The sequence below is a fragment of the Cohnella abietis genome, assembly GCF_004295585.1.
GTDB classification, from domain to species: Bacteria; Bacillota; Bacilli; order Paenibacillales; family Paenibacillaceae; genus Cohnella; species Cohnella abietis.
Genome location: NZ_AP019400.1, coordinates 2,149,455 through 2,167,148, shown reverse-complemented (window position 1 = coordinate 2,167,148; position 17,694 = coordinate 2,149,455). Strand labels below are relative to the sequence as shown.

The following is a 17,694-nucleotide window of genomic DNA, read 5'->3' as shown; positions in this document are numbered from 1 at the left end:
TTTTCGTACACCTCTCTCTATTCGTGCCTCTCCCCAACCTCGTTGTTCGAATATTTCGTACACCTCACTCCAAAGGTGCCTCTTCCCAGCCTCGTTGCTCGAATATTTCGTACACCTCACTCAAAAAGTGCCTCTTCCCAGCCTCGTTGCTCGAATTTTTCGTACACCTCACTCTAGTCGTGCCTCTCCCAAACCGTGTTGTTCGAATTTTTCGTACACCTCACTCTAGTCGTGCCGTTCCCCATCCTCGTTGTTCGAATATTTCGTACACCTCACTCCAAAGGTGCCTCTTCCCAGCCTCGTTGCTCGAATTTTTCGTACACCTCACTCTAGTCGTGCCTCTCCCCAGCCTCGTTGCTCGATTATTTCGTACACCTCACTCAAAAAGTGCCTCTTCCCAGCCTCGTTGCTCGAATATTTCGTACACCTCACTCCAAAAGTGCCTCTCCCCAGCCTCGTTGCTCGAATATTTCGTATACCTCACTCTATTCGTGCCCCTTCCCTAGCCTCGTTGCTCGAAATTTCTGTATATCTCCTACCATTCATGCCGTTTCCCTAGCCCCTTTGTTCGAGGGGTTACCGCGAAGAGAGGACGCGTATGAGATTGTGCTGTTAATTAGTATGGAGAAGTGAAGCTACGAATTCGAGCTAATATTTGTTTGCCCTGGAGATCAGGTATATTAGATAAGCATCCCTAATTGCCCCGCAACACTTATATAAAAATCCTCCAACCCCATTAAAAAAATGGTTTTGGAGGATTTTATAAAGCAACATTATCGCTCAATTAGCTCAAGCAATCGACGTAAAGCTTGTCCGCGATGGCTTATCGCATTTTTTTCCTCTAATGATAGCTCTGCCATGCTGCGATTAAGCGCAGGAAGCCAGAACAATGGATCATATCCGAAGCCATCGCTTCCGCGTGCCTCTCGAAGAATATGACCTTCCACCGTACCTTCAGCCACAAGCTTACTCCCGTCTTGCGGATCGTATAGAACTAGCGTACATACAAACCGAGCAGAGCTTAACAGCTCTGGAGCAGGTACCGAATCCTGTTCAGAAACGTCTTGCTCTGACTGAGCATAGCCCTCGACCCTGCTCTTTAGCTCCTGAAGCAGCTTCGCATTGTTAGCTTCATCGTTAGCTTCCTCACCAGCATAACGAGCAGAATATACGCCTGGAGCTCCATCTAAAGCATCCACGCACAGCCCGGAATCGTCGGCAAGCACAGGCAAGCCTAGAATATCTGCTACTGTTTTTGCTTTCAAGTAGGCATTATCAGCGAAGGTTTCTCCGGTCTCTTCGATATCCGGAATACCTTCTACCTCATACAAATCCTTCACTGTTATCCCGATTTGCTGAAAGGCTTCGCGAAACTCCTTCGCTTTACCTCGATTACGAGTAGCGACTAGTAATGTGCTACCTTCCGAAATCATGCTTTTCCTCCGCCAATCCGTTCTCCAGCAGCACCCAAGGTATCCTTCTGCAATTGAATGAGCTTATAGATCGCTTCTTCTGCTAGTGAAAGCATATTATCGAGCTCAGCACGAGTAAATGGAGCTTCCTCCCCTGTACCTTGCACTTCTACGAACTGGCCTTCGCCGGTCATAACTACATTCATGTCTACCTTAGCTTTGGAATCTTCTTCGTAGTTTAAGTCCACTGCCGCCTGATTTTGAATGACTCCAACACTAATGGAAGCCAAGAAATCAGTAAGCGGGTATTTGTCGAAGGAATGAGTTCCTGCAAGCTTATGTATCGCTAACGCCAATGCAATGTATGCACCCGTTATGGAAGTCGTCCGTGTTCCCCCATCTGCTTGGAGCACATCGCAGTCGAGAGTAATCGTCCTTTCACCAAGGGCATGAAGGTTTACAACTGAACGGAGAGCACGCCCAATGAGACGTTGAATTTCCATCGTACGTCCAGTCAGCTTACCCTTTACCGCCTCTCTTTGATTACGAGTGTGCGTTGCACGAGGAAGCATGGAATATTCAGCCGTAACCCAGCCCTTACCCTGTCCCTTCAGAAACGGGGGAACCCTCTCTTCTACAGATGCAGTACATAGCACCTTCGTATTTCCCGCTTCGATGAGCACAGAGCCCTCTGCGTATTTATTCGGATGAAGCGTGACCGCAAAATTTCTCAGATCACGGTATTGTCTGCCGTCGGATCTCATTTTTCTGCCTCCCAGTAACTGAATCCTTCTCATTTTACCAAAGGTTGCCCACAAAAGCATCTTAAGTCGCATATTCGATTCGTGCACACTTTAGCGTATGATCCGAATGGCTTGGGGCAATATACAAAGGATGGAAAATGAAGGGTGATGATGAAGGAATGCTCGCGGACATAAGAAGTTTATTCGATGGCTCCTCTGACTTGCTCACGGATACTTTAGACAATGGCTTCTGGCAGATGGAAATTGCTTATTTTCCAAACCTGTGTGATGAACGAATTAAAGATGGGCTACTAGTCCCTTTCTCCTACCGTTTCGATCCGGACGAGTTTCGCAGAATGCTTCATTCAAATCCGAAATATCAAGAAGCAAATAATAATAAAGATTGGCCGAACCTTCTACTTAAAGGATACGTTCTCATCCAAATCGAGGAGCAATGCTACTCCTTCAAATCTGATCGCTCCTTAGTGACAGAAGCTGATACCACTGAGGTAGAAGCCTCGCTTCAAGGTCCACAATCTGCATTAACTGAGGATCTAGACGTCAATCTATACCTCATCCGTACACGGTATAACGTGCCATCCTTAGCGACAGTACCGTACGAGAAGGGAAACTACTCGCATACGGCTATTATGATTCTTTATGATAAGAAATTCGTGAATGATAAGGTTCTTAAGCTGCTCCACAAGCAATTGGACAAAATGAACATCGATTTGCTCCAAGCCTCCGGACAGCTGGTAAAGGAGCTGACAGATAAGAGTCACCGATTTTTCCCGACTCTTTTGCAGACGGAACGCCCCGATCGTGTAGCCGTCATGCTGCGCAGAGGGAAGGTTGTCATTTTGCTTAATGGCAGTCGGTTTGCCGTTATTCTGCCTGTTAGGTTATTTGACTTTATGCATGCCATGGACGACGATTACGAATCCTTCTGGATTAGCTGCTTTCTCATTGTTATGCGATATTGCGCAATTACTTTAACTATCCTCCTGCCCGCTTTGTATGTGGCGATCGTCTCCTACAACCCAGAAATATTTCGCGTTCAGCTTGCCTTTACTATCGACGGTAGCCGAGCAGGTGTGCCCTATCCTTCTTTCGTCGAGGTATTCATTATGTTGTTTATGATCGAGGCCCTTATTGAAGCAAGCATCCGTCTTCCCCGTTTCGTTGGTTCAACTGCAACAACGGTAGGCGGTCTCATTCTTGGACAAGCGGCCCAGCAAGCTGGACTAGTCAGCAGCATTATGATCATCGTCACATCAGTTGTAGCGATTTCCAATTTCGTTATCCCCAATTCGACATTCAGCCAGTCCATCCGACTAATCAAATATTGGTTCGTTATCATCGCTATGATTTACGGAATCACTGGTATTGCAGTATTGTTCTTTGTTTTAATTGTTTATTTATGCAATCTACGGAGCTTCGGAGAGCCTTATTTTGCACTCTTCACCCCCCGTGCTAATGATCTGACAGGTCAGAGAAAGGGCTGAAATATGGCACGCTACTTCTATTACCACGTAATCTATGTCGGCATGATCAATGTCATGTTATTTGTGCCTTGGACGCTCATTCAGCATCGCTTTAACGGCGCTGTATCTGCTATTGTGATTGCAGTAGTCGTTGGAACCGTCCTCGCCTATGTCACAACTTCTCTATTTTTGCGTTTTCCCGGTATGGGACTTCCCGATATTATTAATAGTCGCCTGCCATCCGGCATTGCAATAGCCTTTAATTTGTTTGGTGCATTAATCTGGTTTCTGGCAGGAATGCTAGTCGTATATGCGTATTCATCGACCATTCAACAATTTTTTAATCCCGATATGAATTCGTATCTTTTCCTACTCCTTATGACCGTTGCTGGTATGTGGGGGGCAAGCCGCTGTACTCGTAGCGTACAGTTTGCTCAAGAGATATTAATGTTACTTTGTGCGCCGCTTATACTAATGATTTTATTTAAAGCCGTTTTTAGTTCTTGGTTGGATTGGGATGCCATCCGCATTACTGCCGGGTATGTGCGTACACCACCATCGTTCATTTCCTTATGCGCCGCCACCTTTGTTTTTGCTGGATATAACACGCTGACTATTTATAACCGCCTGCTACCCTCAGGGACGAAGCTTCGGTATCGATGGATCATTCCGGTATTTTGTACATTCTTCTTGCTTGTCTCATTTTTTATTCCTATTGGCTTTCACGGTACAGTAGGTGCCGCTGATTATTTATATATTTGGAGTATTACAGCAGACTCAATGATCATGGAGTACGGATTTGTTTATAGAGTTCTGTACGTCTTTCTATTGCTCTATACCGCACTTTCGCTCATGTTTGCCATGAACACTTGGCATACAGCAATGGAATTCATTAAAGCCTGCCATCCCAAGCATAAGCCACAGCCAGAGCAATATCCCGTTCCTGCCGTTAATTGGTGGATCACTTTAGCCTTTGGAGCTATAACAATGGCCTATGCCTACTGGACGAACTCTACTCGCAACCAGTTGGTACACCAAAACTGGCTAATTCTTAGAACGTTTAGCGATCTTCTTACAACCTGTCTGCTCGCCTGGTTTACGATAAAGGGCTTTCGTAGAAAAAAGAAGCAGCCCCCCAATGCGATGGACGCTGTTATCTCTGATTCCTGAAATGTGAGGGGAAAATTGGATGAGATACCGAAAAGGAATGGGGTTCATCCTCTTAATATTGATCCTATGTATGAATACTAGCTGTGGCTTCAAAGACATAGACAAGAGGTTCTTCGTCGTAGCCATGGGGATTGATCGCGGGAGCAAGGAAAACACGTACCAAATTACGCTTCGCTTGGCGATTCCCGCCTCCAAGATTGAAAGCGGAAAAGCACATACAGAGATTGAAACCTTTGAAGCCCCAACTATTGCCGAGGGGGTGCGTCACATTAAAGCACATGTAGACAAAGAATTGGATTTTGGACACTGCCGAATCTATCTACTTGGTAAATCCTTATTGGAGCAAGGCTTCGCAAAACCCCTTGATTGGTTAACTCGGCGGCGGGACGTACAGATGGTAGCCTTCCTCGGGATGGCAGAGCCTGATGCCTTAAGTGTGCTTAAATTAAATCCTAAATCCGAACGTTATCCTGGCAGTGCTCTTTTCCTCACATTCGGTAGTGAAGGAACAGAATCCTCCTACACTCTGACAGAATATTTGTTCGATTGGGTCCGCCGACTAAAAGAGACAGGTCAGGATGCATACTTACCGGTTGTAAGAAGAGATATCGACAGCAATTCTTATCGAACGGATAAAGTAGCATTTTTAGACAAACAAAAGCTGCGCCTCATCTTAAATCCAGACGAGACGCAGCAGTTCAACATATCCGCTAAACGTTTTGCTAAATCGGTTATTACAGTCCCTTACGACGGTACCAAAATCGTTATGGCCCTTTCAAAAGTAAAAGCTCACGTTAGCATCAGCCAAGCAGCAATACCTGTAATCACATACCATATCCGTGTGTCTGGCTTCTTAGAGGAGAGTCCACCTAATTTCATGGGCGGAGATATGAAGAAAATCGAAAGTCTCATCAAAAAGGAGTTTAACAGCCAGCTAGAGGACCTGCTCTACAAAATCCGTGACGCAGGAATTGATCCCTATGGCTTCGGTGAGCATTACTTGGCAACCTATTTCGGGCGGAGCAAGGAATGGGAGCAATGGAAGAGTGCCTATCCCACTGTTACCTTCCACGTGGACAGCAAAGTGTTCATCGAGCAATCTGGTCTAATAAAATAACCGGTTAGCGCGATAAAGTATTCACATTGGTCGGACGAGTGACAGGACTAGCGTAGGAGCGTTGATCTGAGTCAACCAATGAATCGTCCCCATTCATGACGACACGTACCTGCGGCGCACCCGTTACTTCCGTTAAAGTGAGCACTAGCGCCTCCATCATTTCCGAAGGAATCGGTGATTTAGGCATCCATCCTGCGTCATTTAAAGAAACATTCACGGTGTCTGCCATTTGGGAAAGCTTTTCTATCGTCATGTCAGATGTTAGGACCGGATTTAATGCCTTCGTGTTTTGGGGTCCTTGAATAAGCTGTTCAAGTGCTGCCTTAGCAGGGTCTGCTTGGCGAGTAATGAGCCTTGTAACTGGAACGAAGTAACCATCGCCGTCAGTAGAGTGGGCTGAAAAATAAAGGGTGACCGCCATTGAGCGATTGATTTCTATGCCTTTCGCTGCTTCCACGTTTATACCTACTCCGCGTGTCAACACGTGGTCGACTGGCAAACCAGAGGACGGAAGCGATTGAATCGGCTTTCCTGCAATGGACAGCTTTACCTTATTAATTCCAGGCAGCTCCGTTAAAGTCCATACAAGCGCTTCGATGACCTTACGCTCCTGCGAAGCAACGAGATTAGGGAATGGAGCTGCGAAGTCAACCGAAATTGTTTCTGCGGATTTGTCTATCTCCACAGAGCTTACCTTTGTCCCTTCAGGTAAAATCGCACTAAATCCACGTGGTAGCTGATCCGTTAATTGTTTCTTCGCAGTCATCCAAGCGATGGCTTTCTCGGCAGGGGACGATTGAGAAGATGATTGAGAAGACGTTTGCTCTGAATCTAGTCGCAGGGACATCGGGGCAAGATAACCATTCCGGTCTAGTAAGTAGACAGTCACTATGTCTTGTGAAGAATTTGACAAAGAGCCGTCTCCTTGAGTTAGAGTCTGCTCAATAGCGGACTGCGGCGGATCTATACTTTCTGCCCCTTCCTTCTTGGATGTTGATGCTAGGCTGCATCCCGACAGCAAGGGCACAAGCAGCAAAATAGCACCCCATCTTCTAAACATTTTGTTGCGTTTCTCCATCGTTCTCATCATTAAAATCCTCCCATCTGAGTATCCATAAGAGCGTGCTGCGTTCCAACGGCATCCTATTTGTAGTACTATGTATACGAGCCCTTGGGATAATTATGTGTGTTTGTCCTATTCAAGTTCATGTCGGAGGCCTATGGCTTCGGAAAGAGGTGTTGTTCATGTCCCAACCGAACGTGTACCGTCTTAATAGCAAGGAAGTAGCCAGAGCGACGGAAGAATGGCTAACGAAACGTGGAGTGACCAAGGAACAGATCGGACAGCTGGTCATGCTGCTGCAAAAAGATTATTTTCCTGATCTAACCTTGGCAGAATGCGTTATTAACGTGGAATCGGTATTATCTAAGCGTGAGGTTCAGAATGCTGTACTTACGGGTATCCAGTTAGATATGCTGGCGGAAGAGGGCAAGCTCCTTCCCCCCTTACAAAATATGATAGCCCACGATGAAGGCCTTTACGGCTGCGATGAAATATTAGCTCTAAGTATCGTTAATGTTTACGGAAGTATCGGATTCACGAATTTCGGCTATGTTGATAAGCTTAAGCCAGGCGTGCTCAGAAAATTAAACGACAAAAACAGCGGTGAAATTCATACTTTCCTTGACGACATCGTTGGCGCTATAGCTGCAGCAGCTTCTAGTCGTATCGCTCACCGCAACCAGGCGGAACGCGAAACGATTGAAGAAGCTTTGGAGGAAGGCAAAGAATAGTAGCGGGGGGCCCTAAGCTAAACGTAGCTTGGGGCCCTTCTGGCCTCGTTAGACCGCCGCTTCTCTCCTATCGTGCCTCCTCCACACCCCGTTGCTCGAAATATTCGTACAGCTCTCTCCCTCGACTCCGGACCCATTTATCACGCTGTCAACGGACTAATCCGTCGTTTCCTCAGCTCCAGGCGCATTTAACACGCTGTCTGCGGTCTATTCGCTCGATCCCTCGACTCCGGGACCATTTAACACGCTGTCTGCGGACTAATCGGTCTTTTCCTCGGCTCCGGGACCATTTAACACGCTGTCAACGGACTAATCGGTCTTTTCCTCGACTTCGGGACCATTTAACACGCTGTCAACGGACTAACCGGTCTTTTCCTCGAATCCGGGACCATTTAACACGCTGTCAACGGACTAATCGGTCTTTTCCTCGAATCCGGGACCATTTAACACGCTGTCTGCGGTCTATTCGCTCGTTTCCTTAGCTCCAGGCGCATTTCGTGGCTCCTCCACACTCCGGTTGCTCGAAATATTCGTATTGCTCACTCCAATCATGCCTCTTCCTATTAAGCCCCCTAAATAGATTGGAGAGTGCCTGCAAAGTTAAGGTACACTAAGATAGGGGGATGAGGATATATGAGGAGACGTAATCGCACTTTTGAAGCTATAAGACATCAAGCAGCTAGGGAAGCTTTATCTGGTATAAAGCCAGCTATTGTTGCACGTAAGTACGAGGTTACATCTGGGACCATACGCTCTTGGGTGAAGGAGTTTCAAGAAACCCATGGCGATGATGCCATACCTACATTCAGTGAACGCGCCGCAGATGAACAACGCTATCTTGAACTCGAGGAAAAACATGCCCGTGCTATGAAGGTCTTGGGCGAGAAAGAACTTGAACTCGAGATTTTGCGTGAACTTATAAAAAAGAAGAACCCTCTCTCGATGACAAACTAGAGGTTGCCACAACCTTCATTGAGCGGGGAAACGCAGTTGTAGTCGTATTACAGTTGGTTGCAGTGGCTTCTTCCACGTACTATGAGCGCCGTCTTAGGAAGAACCAATTGGAAGTCGTTGCCTCGACTCCACCTGTCCGTGGTAGACCTCTGTCCACCCATACCCTGCTGCAAAATGGCGATAAGGTCAGCAATTCACAGGTGCAGGAATGGCTGACGGAACTCATTTCAGGCGAAGAATATATCTACGGCTACCGCATGCTCGCAGAATGCTTACGTGTCCAGTACCAGGCTTTGATTAATGATAAGAAGGTATACCGTTTTTGCAAGGAGCTAGGCATTTTGAAGCCTCAGCGCAGGAAAATTGTTCACTACCCAAGGCGATTAGCCCGCAACCATACAATCACTGCTTCAAATCAGCTGTGGCAGCTCGACATTAAGTATGGGTACGTCGAGGGTTATGATCAGTTCTTCTATTTGGCAGACATGATCGATGTCTACGACCGAACCATTGTCGGTTACCACTTAGGCTCGTCGTGCAGTGCTATCCATATCTGTCAAACAGTGAAAGCTGCATTCAAAGCCCGCTTGTCGCAGGGCGAAGCAAGGCCGATTATCCGGACCGACAACGGCCCCCAGTTTATAAGCAAGGCGTTTGGTGCGCTCAGTGCAGATGAGAATGAGCCCTTTATTCACGAGCGTATTCCGCCAAAATCACCAAATATGAATGCTTACATCGAATCTTTTCATGCCACATTGGAACGCGACGTATTGGACAAGACGTCGTTTGAAACATTCGAAGCAGCGTACCAGGCAGTGCGGGACTACATCGAATTTTACAACGCACGTCGGATGCACGGCAGCTTAGGGAAGCGTTCACCGGCAGCATTCATGAACTGGTTAAAAGGTACCAAAGAAGACCTCAAAAAATTCGATCGTGTGCTGTAATTTTGAGCAAAGCGGCGAAAAAGAATGGGATTCTATAATAACAACAGTTTTACTTGGATACTCTCCGGAATTAGGGGACCGAACCGCTTCCACACTCCATTGCTCGAAAATTTCGTACTGCTCTCTCCCATCGTGCCTTCTTCACACTCCGTTGCTCGAATTATTCGCATAACTCCCTCCAATCGTGGCTCCTCCACACCTCGTTGCTCGAAATATTCGTACAACTCACTCCCATCGTGCCTCCTCCACACCCCATTGCTCGAAATATTCGTACAACTCCCTCCTAGCGTGTCTACTCCACACCCCGTTGCTCGAAATATTCGTATTGCTCACTCCAATCATGCCTCTTCCACACACCGTTGCTCGAAATATTCGTATTGCTCACTCCAATCATGCCTCTTCCACACTCCGGTTGCTCGAAATATTCGTATTGCTCACTCCCATCGTGGCTCCTCCACACCCCGTTGCTCGAAATATTCGTATTGCTCACTCCAATCATGCCTCTTCCACACCCCGTTGCTCGAAATATTCGTACAACTCACTCCAATCGTGCTTCCTCCACACCCCGTTGCTCGAAATATTCGTATTGCTCACTCCCATCGTGCCTCCTCCACATCCCGTTGCTCGAAAATTTCGTACTGCTCTCTCCAATCATGCCTCTTCCAAACTCCGTTGCTCGAAATATTCGTATAGCTCCCTCCTATCGTGCCTCTTCCACACCCCGTTGCTCGAAAATTTCGTACTACTCTCTCCAATCGTGCCTCTTCCAAACTCCATCGCTCATTGCTCATTGCTCATTGCTCATTGCTCATTGCTCATTGCTCATCGCTCATTGCTCATTGCTCATTGCTCATTGCTCCTCCACAAACCTGCCTTTTTAATTTCTCATGCCCTTCACAACAAATAAGCGCCGGTCCTTCCGGGAAAATCCCGAAAAACCGACGCACAATATGCATTCATCAATCGACGTAACACTTTACTTTAGAATTGTGAAGAAATTCAAATCTCAGCTTTACGCCAAGCTGATAATTCGACGATACCTAATTAGTCTTGGCTCACCCAGAGACTCACTTACCCCACCCGCTGACTCATCGTCTAACTCAACCCGAGCTATTAGCTTCCTCTGCTCCAACTGAATGAGATGCGCAATCGTCTCCGCCAGAGCGAACCGCAAATTATGCGTATTACCCCGTAGCTTGGTGCCAAACATCAGCTCACACAGCTCAAACGCACTCCTCTCCTCTTCACCGAGAAGCTCCGTCATTTTCACAAGCCGACGCTCATGATGCTCCAGTAGCTCTTGAATTCGCTGCCGATACTGTGGAAATGGATTACGGTGACCTGGGAACACCATTCCCACCTCTAACGGTAACAGCTCTTGCAGGCTAATTAGAAATGAACCAAGGGGGTCCGGATCACCACCAGGCATCCAGCCAATATTGGGCGAAATATCCGGAAGCACTTGATCGCCGCACAGCAGCCTCCCACTAGCACGATCATAGAAAATGAGATGACCAGGTGCATGACCTTCACCGCTATAGATTTCCCAATCGACCAAGCCCATTCGGAAAATTGTGCCTGGTTGCAAAATAACTGTTTCAGCAGGCTGCGGAGAAACTCGCTCCCGAAACCCTCGCATATGTTCCCTCATATCCTCTGTCAGCTCTTGAGCCAGCCCATGGCAGAGAAATGCCTGCGTCAATTGTTCTGAAAAGATTTCGTTCTCCCCCCAGAGCCTTTCCGCACTATTAAGAGCAGCCTGGGAAAGATAAACCTTCGCTCCTGTTTGCTCTTGAAACCAACCAGCCATGCCATAATGATCCGGATGATGATGGGTCAGCACAATGGCTTTAATATCCTGCCACCCAATATCCTGCTCTGATAATACAGCTCCCCAGAACGCTTCTGTCTCCTCTGTCCGAAGTCCTGGATCAATAAGTGTCCACCCTTCAGCTTCCGGTAACAAATAGGCATTGACCCATTTTAGAGAAAAGGGAAGTGGAACCCTAACTTGGAGCCAGCCATCCTCCAGTTGAGTAATCGATTGAATATTTGCAATCATATCGTGCGTCTCCCCGTTAAAATAAGTCGTTCGGAGCTTTCCTCCGCATATGTACTTCCATCGTAGCTTCCGTATACTTTTTCCAATATCAGTCCAGAATCGGACAGCATCATTTGAAATTGCTCAAGACTAATGAGACGCACGCGCTCTACATAATGCCGACTTGCTGCCTGATTGCCCACCCCATCTAACGGGGGCTTTATTTCGATATGCTTCACAACAAATTCCGCATCAATGGTTCGTTTCTCTATGATTTGTAGTCCTGTAGGCTCATCTACTCGCTCAGTCACAGGAACTAAGTGCTTAATAAGATAAGATGGATTCAGAAAATCGATTAAATAACGTCCCTGAGGTTTTAACACTCGCTCAATTTCACCCAGAACCTGTGCATTATCCTCAAGCTCCTTGAAATATCCAAAGGAAGTAAACAGATTTACAGTTGCTTCAAATGACTGATCTTCAAAGGGCAAGCACCGCATATCACCATTCACCCAAACAATCGACTCCTCAGGATCATTCTCTCTTGCTTCCTCTAGGAGCACTTTTGACAAATCCAATCCTGTTACGTTATATCCGAGACCCTTCAGCGCCAAGGCATGACGACCCATACCGCAGCCAACATCCAAAACAGAGGAGCCCTGCTCTAAACCTATCCATCCCATCATGGCGCTGACTTCCTGCATCGCATTTTCCCAGTTCCGATGACGGTATACGACTTTATAATCTTCGCCGAAGCTTTCAGTAAACCAATCACCCATAGAACTCTTACTCCTTTATGCGTTGTTGCTTATCTATTCTAATCATAACATCATTCGTACACCAAGTCCCAATCCAATAAGGGCTATCACCGATAGATAGATGTCCTCATATGATGGAGTATTCTCGCTAGCCCCCGGGAAGGAAGCCTACGAGAGCCTTCGCCACGACATACGCAAAGGTGGAAGGAGTACGAACCATGTCCACCCCGAAAATCGACGTCCAGGTCATCAGCTCAGGCATATTGTCCGATGACGTCCTAATGTTGGGTGAATCCCTGATGAAACAGTGGAAAATACCTGCCCAACAGCATCTTGCCTTACAATTCGGATCGTTCCGCCACTCTGTCACAATCGTCCCTGTTCCCAAGTATGACGGGCTGCGGATTAGCCAAACGCTTGCTCGTAGAATGGGTATCTTTTCCGGAACACCGCTCCGTATCCAGTATCAAGCAACAACCAGAACTCTAGCCCTCGGTCCGCTGATCGGTGTCCTCATTAGCCGGGATAATCCAGAGCAATCGGATAAACCGTTTGGGGATATTACGATGTTCTGTCGTGAGTTAACCGATGCCTGCCGAAGCCAGGGAGCCTATGTGTATTTTTTCACTCCGAATGCAATTGGATCCACTCTTTCCTCCGTGGAAGGCTGGGTTTACACGAAGGGTTGGCACAGAATGATGCTCCCAGCGCCCGATGTTGTTAACAATCGCTTAACTTCCCGTAAGCTGGAAAACCGTCCTGTCGTTCAACAATTTATGAAGGAAATTAAAACCCGTTATGGCGCACATGTATTCAATGAGAAATTTCTCGACAAATCTGAAGTATTTAATGCGCTCAAGAAAGATGCTTCCTTGCAGAAATATTTGCCCGAATCTCACTCCCTTCAGAGCTATACGATGCTAAAGAATATGTGCTCTAGATACAGCTCCGTATTTCTGAAGCCAGTAAGAGGCAGCTTGGGCAAGGGAATCATTCGTCTATCTCGCATTGGACCGGATAATTGGCAAGCCTTGTATGCCACTGTTAGTGGAACGAAGAGACAGTCATTCACAAGTCTCGTTAAACTGTTCTCTACCATTTCCGGGAAAATGAAATCCGTTCGTTACCTGATCCAGCAAGGTCTAACTTTGATTGAGATTGGCGGGAGACCTGTCGATTTCCGAGCATTAACACAAAAAAATGCGAGTGGAAAATGGGCAATTACCTCTATCGTCAGCCGTACGGCGGGAACCCACCATTTCGTATCCAATCTCGCAAGAGGTGGTACACTTTCCACCGTTAGAGATTCAGTAGCCAAGTCTAATCTTCCCATCCAATTCCGGGGAGATGCTTCCTCACGCCTTTCGAAGGCGGCACTGGACATAGCTATAGGCATTGACACTTATATTCCCGCCCATTTTGGTGAGCTGGGAATCGATCTAGCACTCGATACCTCAGGTCGGGTTTGGTTGCTAGAGGTTAATTCCAAGCCATCTAAGAATGATAATACACCACTTAAAGAAGGGAAAATCCGTCCATCCGTACGGATGATCATACAATATGCCCGCTATATATCCGGATTCTAGACTTCCCATTCATAGCCGTCCTTCTGCTGCTCTGGGTGTTCTCGTATGTGAGCATAACGGAAATCCACCCTTTGCAGAAAGCTCATTTATTAGACGTCTTAACTTAATCGGAGCAGCGGAAGGCCTTACGTTGTTCGCCTTCTCTCCATGGACTTGGGATGCACACACCGACTCCGTTAAAGGCTGGGTTTGGAACGAGCGGAAGCAGCTGTGGGTATCTTCCAAATATAAGCTTCCAACAGTCGTGTATGATCGCTCCTGGCCTGAAACCGAAAAGGAAAAGCAGCGTTACCAGCTTGCCTTGCAACGTATTCGAGCCGTTAAACGAATCACTTTTCTAAACAATCAATTGCCTAACAAAGAGAAAGTGCACCAGCTCTTATTACAGGAGCGGGCATTGAGACCCATTCTTCCGCCCACAATGCTCTATAAAGGGCCAGAATCCCTTGTTTCATGGCTTAGAAAACAAGAAAATTCCGCGTTTCTGAAGCCGGTAGCAGGCAGCCAGGGTAGGCGGGTTATCGCGATAGTCCGCTCACAGGACGGAATGCTTACCTTATCCGGTAGACATAGTGATAACCGTCCCTTTACCTTAAACCGAGTTAACGAAGCGGAAGCTTTGCAACGCCTTGACGGTTGGATTGGGAAACGAAGGTATATCATGCAGCCCTTACTAGAGCTTAAGGGACTTGATGATGAACCGTTCGACCTACGTGCGCTAATGCAGAAAAATAATAAAGGTCGTTGGACGTTAACCGGCATCGCAGCCCGCGTAGGCGCTCCCGGTACGGTAACATCCAACCTGCACGGAGGCGGAATTGCCGCATCTGCTAAGGAAGCATTAACTACTGTCGTCGGAGAACAACGTGGAAGCGAACTGCTCCAGGAAATAAACAAAATGTGTTTCCTGATCGTCACTCGGTTGGAACAATCATTGGGACGATTTGCCGAAATTGGATTGGACTACGGGGTTGAGCGTAGCGGTAAGTTATGGTTTCTGGAGGCCAACTCCAAGCCCGGGCGTGCCGCCATGGGCTCAGCCGGCAAAGAGGCAGCTCACAAAGCCGCAGAGCAACCGTTGTCCTACGCCAGATCTATCCTGCTTAGACCACCTGGGAGGGTAATTCATGAGTTTGACCATCTGTAACGTCCATTTCACACAGCAGCCGGAACGTATTGTATGGTTTTCCAGCCCGCTTGCGAAGCTGCTCAAGCTAGGCGGACGCAAATCGGTTAATGTCAAGCTCGGCAAAGACATCGTACCCGCTTCGGTGCGGACCATTAAACGTAAAGGTCATCATGTCTACATGTCCGCAGGTCTTCGGCGTTCCGTAAGAGTTCCTAAATCCGGCAACGTGTATTTATCCAATGACGAGGGTGAAGATATTCAGCTTGGACCGTTAATCGGTGTATTGACCGACAGCCCTACCCGCTCCTCTTCAGCTCCGTTCGGAGAGAGAAGCGGATTCGTCAAGCAGCTCCTTAATCTTGGTCAGAAAAAAGCATATTTCTTCGCCTTTACACCTAGAGATATCAATTGGCAGCAAGAAACGATACATGGCTATTTTCTTGACGGCGGTGGAGGCTGGACTCGAAGAGTTGTTCCTCTTCCAGACGTCGTATACAACCGGCTCCCAAGTCGACGTGCCGAAACGGGCACCGCCATGACAACATTACGAGAAAGATTTGTTCGTAAGAAGATTCCCTTTTTTAATTGGAGCTTCTTCAATAAATCTGACGTTTACAGCATGCTAGACAAGGATTTAGAAGCTCTTCAGCATTTGCCAGAATCAATTAACAATCCTTCACCCGAAAAAATCAAAGAGCTTCTGGAAAAGCATCAATTCCTGTATTACAAACCTACTGCCGGTAGTCTTGGCATTGGAATTTATCGACTCACGTATCACCCACGTAAAGGATATTTTGTCCGATATCGCCGCAACGGCGGTAATGTGCTGCTGCGATTTAGTAACTTCAATAGTTTGATGAAAATGCTTAGAACCAGACATGGCGGTAATTTGAGCAGCTACGTCGTCCAACAGGGTATTCGTTTGGTGGAAATCGATAGTTGCCCGATTGATTTCAGGTTTCACATGCACAAGGACGGTAACAACAACTGGGTCGTTGCCGGAATCGGCGCCAAAAAAGCAGGACGTGGCAGTGTAACAACCCATATTAAGAATGGTGGCTCCCTCATGACGCCGGAGCAAGCACTGAGCCGTACTTTTGGAACCAAGTCCGAGGAAGTGCTTAAGGAAGCCAAAGCCGTGGCCATCAAGCTATCGGAAGCGATAGAAAGAAATTATTCCCACACCTTAGGTGAGCTTGGACTTGATATCGGGATTGACCGGGATAGCGCAGTATGGATGTTCGAAGCAAATGCAAAGCCTGGGAGATCCATCTTCAAGCATCCTGCCTTGAAGGAGCAAGGGAAAGCCTCACTAGAATATATTCTGGATCATTGCTTGTACTTGAGTAAATTTCGCAGGAGGGATGAATCTTGATGATTCCTAAATCTCTCTTTAATAACCACAGCTCAATGGAGGCGGCGACCGAGAAACCGGTCGTCGCGATTCTTACCATAGAGGATGACATCCAGTTATTTCGCGGCAACAGAAGTAATTTTGCGGATCTCATTAATACAGGCCAAGTGATGGGCATTGTCACTTATGTTTTAACAGTGAAAAATCTGAAGCTCCATGCACCACGAGTTCTTGGGTTTACGTATAGCAAAGATGATGAAACCTGGGTCAAATCCTGGTTCCCACGTCCTAACATCATCTATAATCGAATCCCCCAAAGGGAAGACGAGCGGTTGCCCCGAGTGAAAAAGAAGCTGGCTTCTTTAACGAAGCAACCAGGAATCCGTTTTTTCAACCGCCGATTTTTCAACAAGTGGTCATTGTTTCAATGGCTTAATGAGAATAAAGCTACCAAATCCTATATTCCCGAAACAAAAAGGTTAACCGATCCGATCGTCCTTGCCAAGTTGCTGAGAAAGCACCGAATGCTCTATTTGAAGCCCGTGAGAGGCAAAGCAGGTGTTGGTATCATGACGGTAATGGTGCAGCCGGAAAAGACGCTCCCTTACCGTCTACAGATTCAAGAGGAACGAGGAAGTCGAACCTATCGCTGCGGAACGATGAAGAGATTGTGGGATCGCGTGCTTAAGCAGTCTGCGGTCCTTGGAGAACCCTATATCGCGCAGCAAGGCATCACTCTAGCTGCCGTAAATGATCGACCTTTTGATCTGAGGGCGTTAATACAAAAAAACGGATCTGGTCAGTGGGAATTATCAGGAATTGGGGCACGTGTTGCTGGAGATTCCAGTATAACAACCCATGTCCCCCGCGGTGGCTATATCGATGAACCAGAGAAGCTACTCACATCAATATTTGGACAGGAAAAAACGGGTAAGGTACTCGGTAAGGTTCGAAATACGACCCTTATACTTGCAAAGCAAATCGAACGTTCGGCGCGCTACCGACTATGCGAGATGTCTATGGATCTCGGAGTGGATACGGCGGGACACGTATGGTTTTTCGAGGCTAATTCCAAGCCCATGAAATTCGACGAGCCACATATTCGTAACAAATCGCTCGAACGAATTTTTCAATATAGCCTTTATTTGCACCGGTTGAATACAGTAGCCCAAGGAGGCGTTACCTCGTGAACTTCATTCCCAATT

Annotated in this window: 16 protein-coding genes; 10 read left to right on the top strand and 6 right to left on the bottom strand. The window is 47.1% G+C overall.

The window, feature by feature from the left end; translation table 11 throughout:
- Positions 1 to 773: 773 nt before the first annotated feature.
- Positions 774 to 1,433 (bottom strand): XTP/dITP diphosphatase, encoded by a 660-nt coding sequence (locus KCTCHS21_RS09070; RefSeq protein WP_130606968.1) that lies wholly within the window; start codon positions 1,431 to 1,433, stop codon positions 774 to 776.
- Positions 1,430 to 2,176 (bottom strand): ribonuclease PH, encoded by a 747-nt coding sequence (rph, locus tag KCTCHS21_RS09065; protein WP_130606966.1) that lies wholly within the window; start codon positions 2,174 to 2,176, stop codon positions 1,430 to 1,432. Before rph ends, KCTCHS21_RS09070 begins: the two co-directional genes overlap by 4 nt.
- Positions 2,177 to 2,313: 137 nt before the next feature.
- Here rph and KCTCHS21_RS09060 point away from each other — a divergent pair, with 137 nt between their 5' ends.
- From KCTCHS21_RS09060 to KCTCHS21_RS09050, 3 genes are read left to right on the top strand one after another with little or no spacing between them, the layout of a single operon-like run.
- On the top strand, positions 2,314 to 3,660 hold the full coding sequence (locus KCTCHS21_RS09060; RefSeq protein WP_232058133.1) for a spore germination protein: 1,347 nt from the start codon (positions 2,314 to 2,316) through the stop codon (positions 3,658 to 3,660).
- A gap of 3 nt (positions 3,661 to 3,663) precedes the next feature.
- Entirely contained in the window at positions 3,664 to 4,809 is a 1,146-nt protein-coding gene (locus KCTCHS21_RS09055; RefSeq protein ID WP_130606964.1) for a hypothetical protein, read from the top strand.
- A 19-nt stretch (positions 4,810 to 4,828) separates the two neighbouring features.
- The gene (locus KCTCHS21_RS09050) at positions 4,829 to 5,926 is read left to right on the top strand and encodes a Ger(x)C family spore germination protein (protein ID WP_130606962.1); all 1,098 of its coding nucleotides are present in this window, start codon (positions 4,829 to 4,831) and stop codon (positions 5,924 to 5,926) included.
- A gap of 4 nt (positions 5,927 to 5,930) precedes the next feature.
- Here the strand turns inward: KCTCHS21_RS09050 and KCTCHS21_RS09045 are convergent, their stop codons facing one another.
- Positions 5,931 to 7,016, bottom strand: a complete 1,086-nt coding sequence (locus KCTCHS21_RS09045) for a GerMN domain-containing protein (RefSeq protein ID WP_130606960.1) — start codon at positions 7,014 to 7,016, stop codon at positions 5,931 to 5,933.
- Between the two features lie 155 nt (positions 7,017 to 7,171).
- On the opposite strand from KCTCHS21_RS09045, the gene KCTCHS21_RS09040 reads away from it, so the two are divergent.
- From KCTCHS21_RS09040 to KCTCHS21_RS09030, 3 genes are all read left to right on the top strand, one after another.
- Entirely contained in the window at positions 7,172 to 7,720 is a 549-nt protein-coding gene (locus tag KCTCHS21_RS09040) for a phosphatidylglycerophosphatase A family protein (RefSeq protein WP_130606958.1), read from the top strand.
- Positions 7,721 to 8,353: 633 nt separating this feature from the next.
- Positions 8,354 to 8,674 carry a transposase gene (locus KCTCHS21_RS09035; RefSeq protein ID WP_130606956.1) on the top strand — a complete coding sequence of 107 codons (321 nt, stop codon included), beginning with the start codon at positions 8,354 to 8,356 and terminating at the stop codon, positions 8,672 to 8,674.
- Positions 8,675 to 8,691: 17 nt separating this feature from the next.
- A complete protein-coding gene (locus KCTCHS21_RS09030; RefSeq protein ID WP_130606954.1) occupies positions 8,692 to 9,621 on the top strand; it encodes an IS3 family transposase in 930 nt (309 codons plus the stop codon).
- A 292-nt stretch (positions 9,622 to 9,913) separates the two neighbouring features.
- On the opposite strand, the gene KCTCHS21_RS09025 is transcribed toward KCTCHS21_RS09030, so the two are convergent.
- From KCTCHS21_RS09025 to KCTCHS21_RS09015, 3 genes are all read right to left on the bottom strand, one after another.
- Positions 9,914 to 10,111 (bottom strand): hypothetical protein, encoded by a 198-nt coding sequence (locus KCTCHS21_RS09025; protein ID WP_130606952.1) that lies wholly within the window; start codon positions 10,109 to 10,111, stop codon positions 9,914 to 9,916.
- Positions 10,112 to 10,633: 522 nt separating this feature from the next.
- Positions 10,634 to 11,683, bottom strand: coding sequence for an MBL fold metallo-hydrolase (locus KCTCHS21_RS09020; protein WP_232058132.1), 1,050 nt, complete (start codon positions 11,681 to 11,683; stop codon positions 10,634 to 10,636).
- Positions 11,680 to 12,441, bottom strand: a complete 762-nt coding sequence (locus KCTCHS21_RS09015; protein ID WP_130606950.1) for a class I SAM-dependent methyltransferase — start codon at positions 12,439 to 12,441, stop codon at positions 11,680 to 11,682. Before KCTCHS21_RS09015 ends, KCTCHS21_RS09020 begins: the two co-directional genes overlap by 4 nt.
- 197 nt (positions 12,442 to 12,638) lie before the next feature.
- Here KCTCHS21_RS09015 and KCTCHS21_RS09010 point away from each other — a divergent pair, with 197 nt between their 5' ends.
- The 4 genes from KCTCHS21_RS09010 to KCTCHS21_RS08995 are packed head-to-tail and all read left to right on the top strand — an operon-like array spanning position 12,639 to position 17,679.
- Positions 12,639 to 14,006 (top strand): YheC/YheD family endospore coat-associated protein, encoded by a 1,368-nt coding sequence (locus tag KCTCHS21_RS09010; protein ID WP_130606948.1) that lies wholly within the window; start codon positions 12,639 to 12,641, stop codon positions 14,004 to 14,006.
- Positions 13,981 to 15,153, top strand: coding sequence for a YheC/YheD family endospore coat-associated protein (locus tag KCTCHS21_RS09005; protein WP_130606946.1), 1,173 nt, complete (start codon positions 13,981 to 13,983; stop codon positions 15,151 to 15,153). Before KCTCHS21_RS09010 ends, KCTCHS21_RS09005 begins: the two co-directional genes overlap by 26 nt.
- Positions 15,134 to 16,510: a YheC/YheD family endospore coat-associated protein gene (locus tag KCTCHS21_RS09000; protein ID WP_130606945.1), complete on the top strand. Its 1,377-nt coding sequence runs from the start codon at positions 15,134 to 15,136 to the stop codon at positions 16,508 to 16,510. The genes KCTCHS21_RS09005 and KCTCHS21_RS09000 overlap by 20 nt, the downstream gene beginning before the upstream one ends.
- The gene (locus KCTCHS21_RS08995; protein WP_232058225.1) at positions 16,510 to 17,679 is read left to right on the top strand and encodes a YheC/YheD family endospore coat-associated protein; all 1,170 of its coding nucleotides are present in this window, start codon (positions 16,510 to 16,512) and stop codon (positions 17,677 to 17,679) included. The genes KCTCHS21_RS09000 and KCTCHS21_RS08995 overlap by 1 nt, the downstream gene beginning before the upstream one ends.
- Positions 17,680 to 17,694 lie beyond the last annotated feature (15 nt).

Coding starts and splice junctions, on each gene's coding strand:
- KCTCHS21_RS09020 (WP_232058132.1), bottom strand. CDS start 11,683: ATGATTGCAAATATTCAATCGATTACTCAACTGGAGGATGGCTGGCTC.
- KCTCHS21_RS09000 (WP_130606945.1), top strand. CDS start 15,134: ATGAGTTTGACCATCTGTAACGTCCATTTCACACAGCAGCCGGAACGT.
- KCTCHS21_RS09050 (WP_130606962.1), top strand. CDS start 4,829: ATGAGATACCGAAAAGGAATGGGGTTCATCCTCTTAATATTGATCCTA.
- KCTCHS21_RS09010 (WP_130606948.1), top strand. CDS start 12,639: ATGTCCACCCCGAAAATCGACGTCCAGGTCATCAGCTCAGGCATATTG.
- KCTCHS21_RS09040 (WP_130606958.1), top strand. CDS start 7,172: ATGTCCCAACCGAACGTGTACCGTCTTAATAGCAAGGAAGTAGCCAGA.
- KCTCHS21_RS09070 (WP_130606968.1), bottom strand. CDS start 1,433: ATGATTTCGGAAGGTAGCACATTACTAGTCGCTACTCGTAATCGAGGT.
- KCTCHS21_RS09005 (WP_130606946.1), top strand. CDS start 13,981: ATGCCCGCTATATATCCGGATTCTAGACTTCCCATTCATAGCCGTCCT.
- rph (WP_130606966.1), bottom strand. CDS start 2,176: ATGAGATCCGACGGCAGACAATACCGTGATCTGAGAAATTTTGCGGTC.
- KCTCHS21_RS08995 (WP_232058225.1), top strand. CDS start 16,510: ATGATTCCTAAATCTCTCTTTAATAACCACAGCTCAATGGAGGCGGCG.
- KCTCHS21_RS09045 (WP_130606960.1), bottom strand. CDS start 7,016: ATGATGAGAACGATGGAGAAACGCAACAAAATGTTTAGAAGATGGGGT.
- KCTCHS21_RS09015 (WP_130606950.1), bottom strand. CDS start 12,441: ATGGGTGATTGGTTTACTGAAAGCTTCGGCGAAGATTATAAAGTCGTA.
- KCTCHS21_RS09055 (WP_130606964.1), top strand. CDS start 3,664: ATGGCACGCTACTTCTATTACCACGTAATCTATGTCGGCATGATCAAT.
- KCTCHS21_RS09035 (WP_130606956.1), top strand. CDS start 8,354: ATGAGGAGACGTAATCGCACTTTTGAAGCTATAAGACATCAAGCAGCT.
- KCTCHS21_RS09060 (WP_232058133.1), top strand. CDS start 2,314: ATGAAGGGTGATGATGAAGGAATGCTCGCGGACATAAGAAGTTTATTC.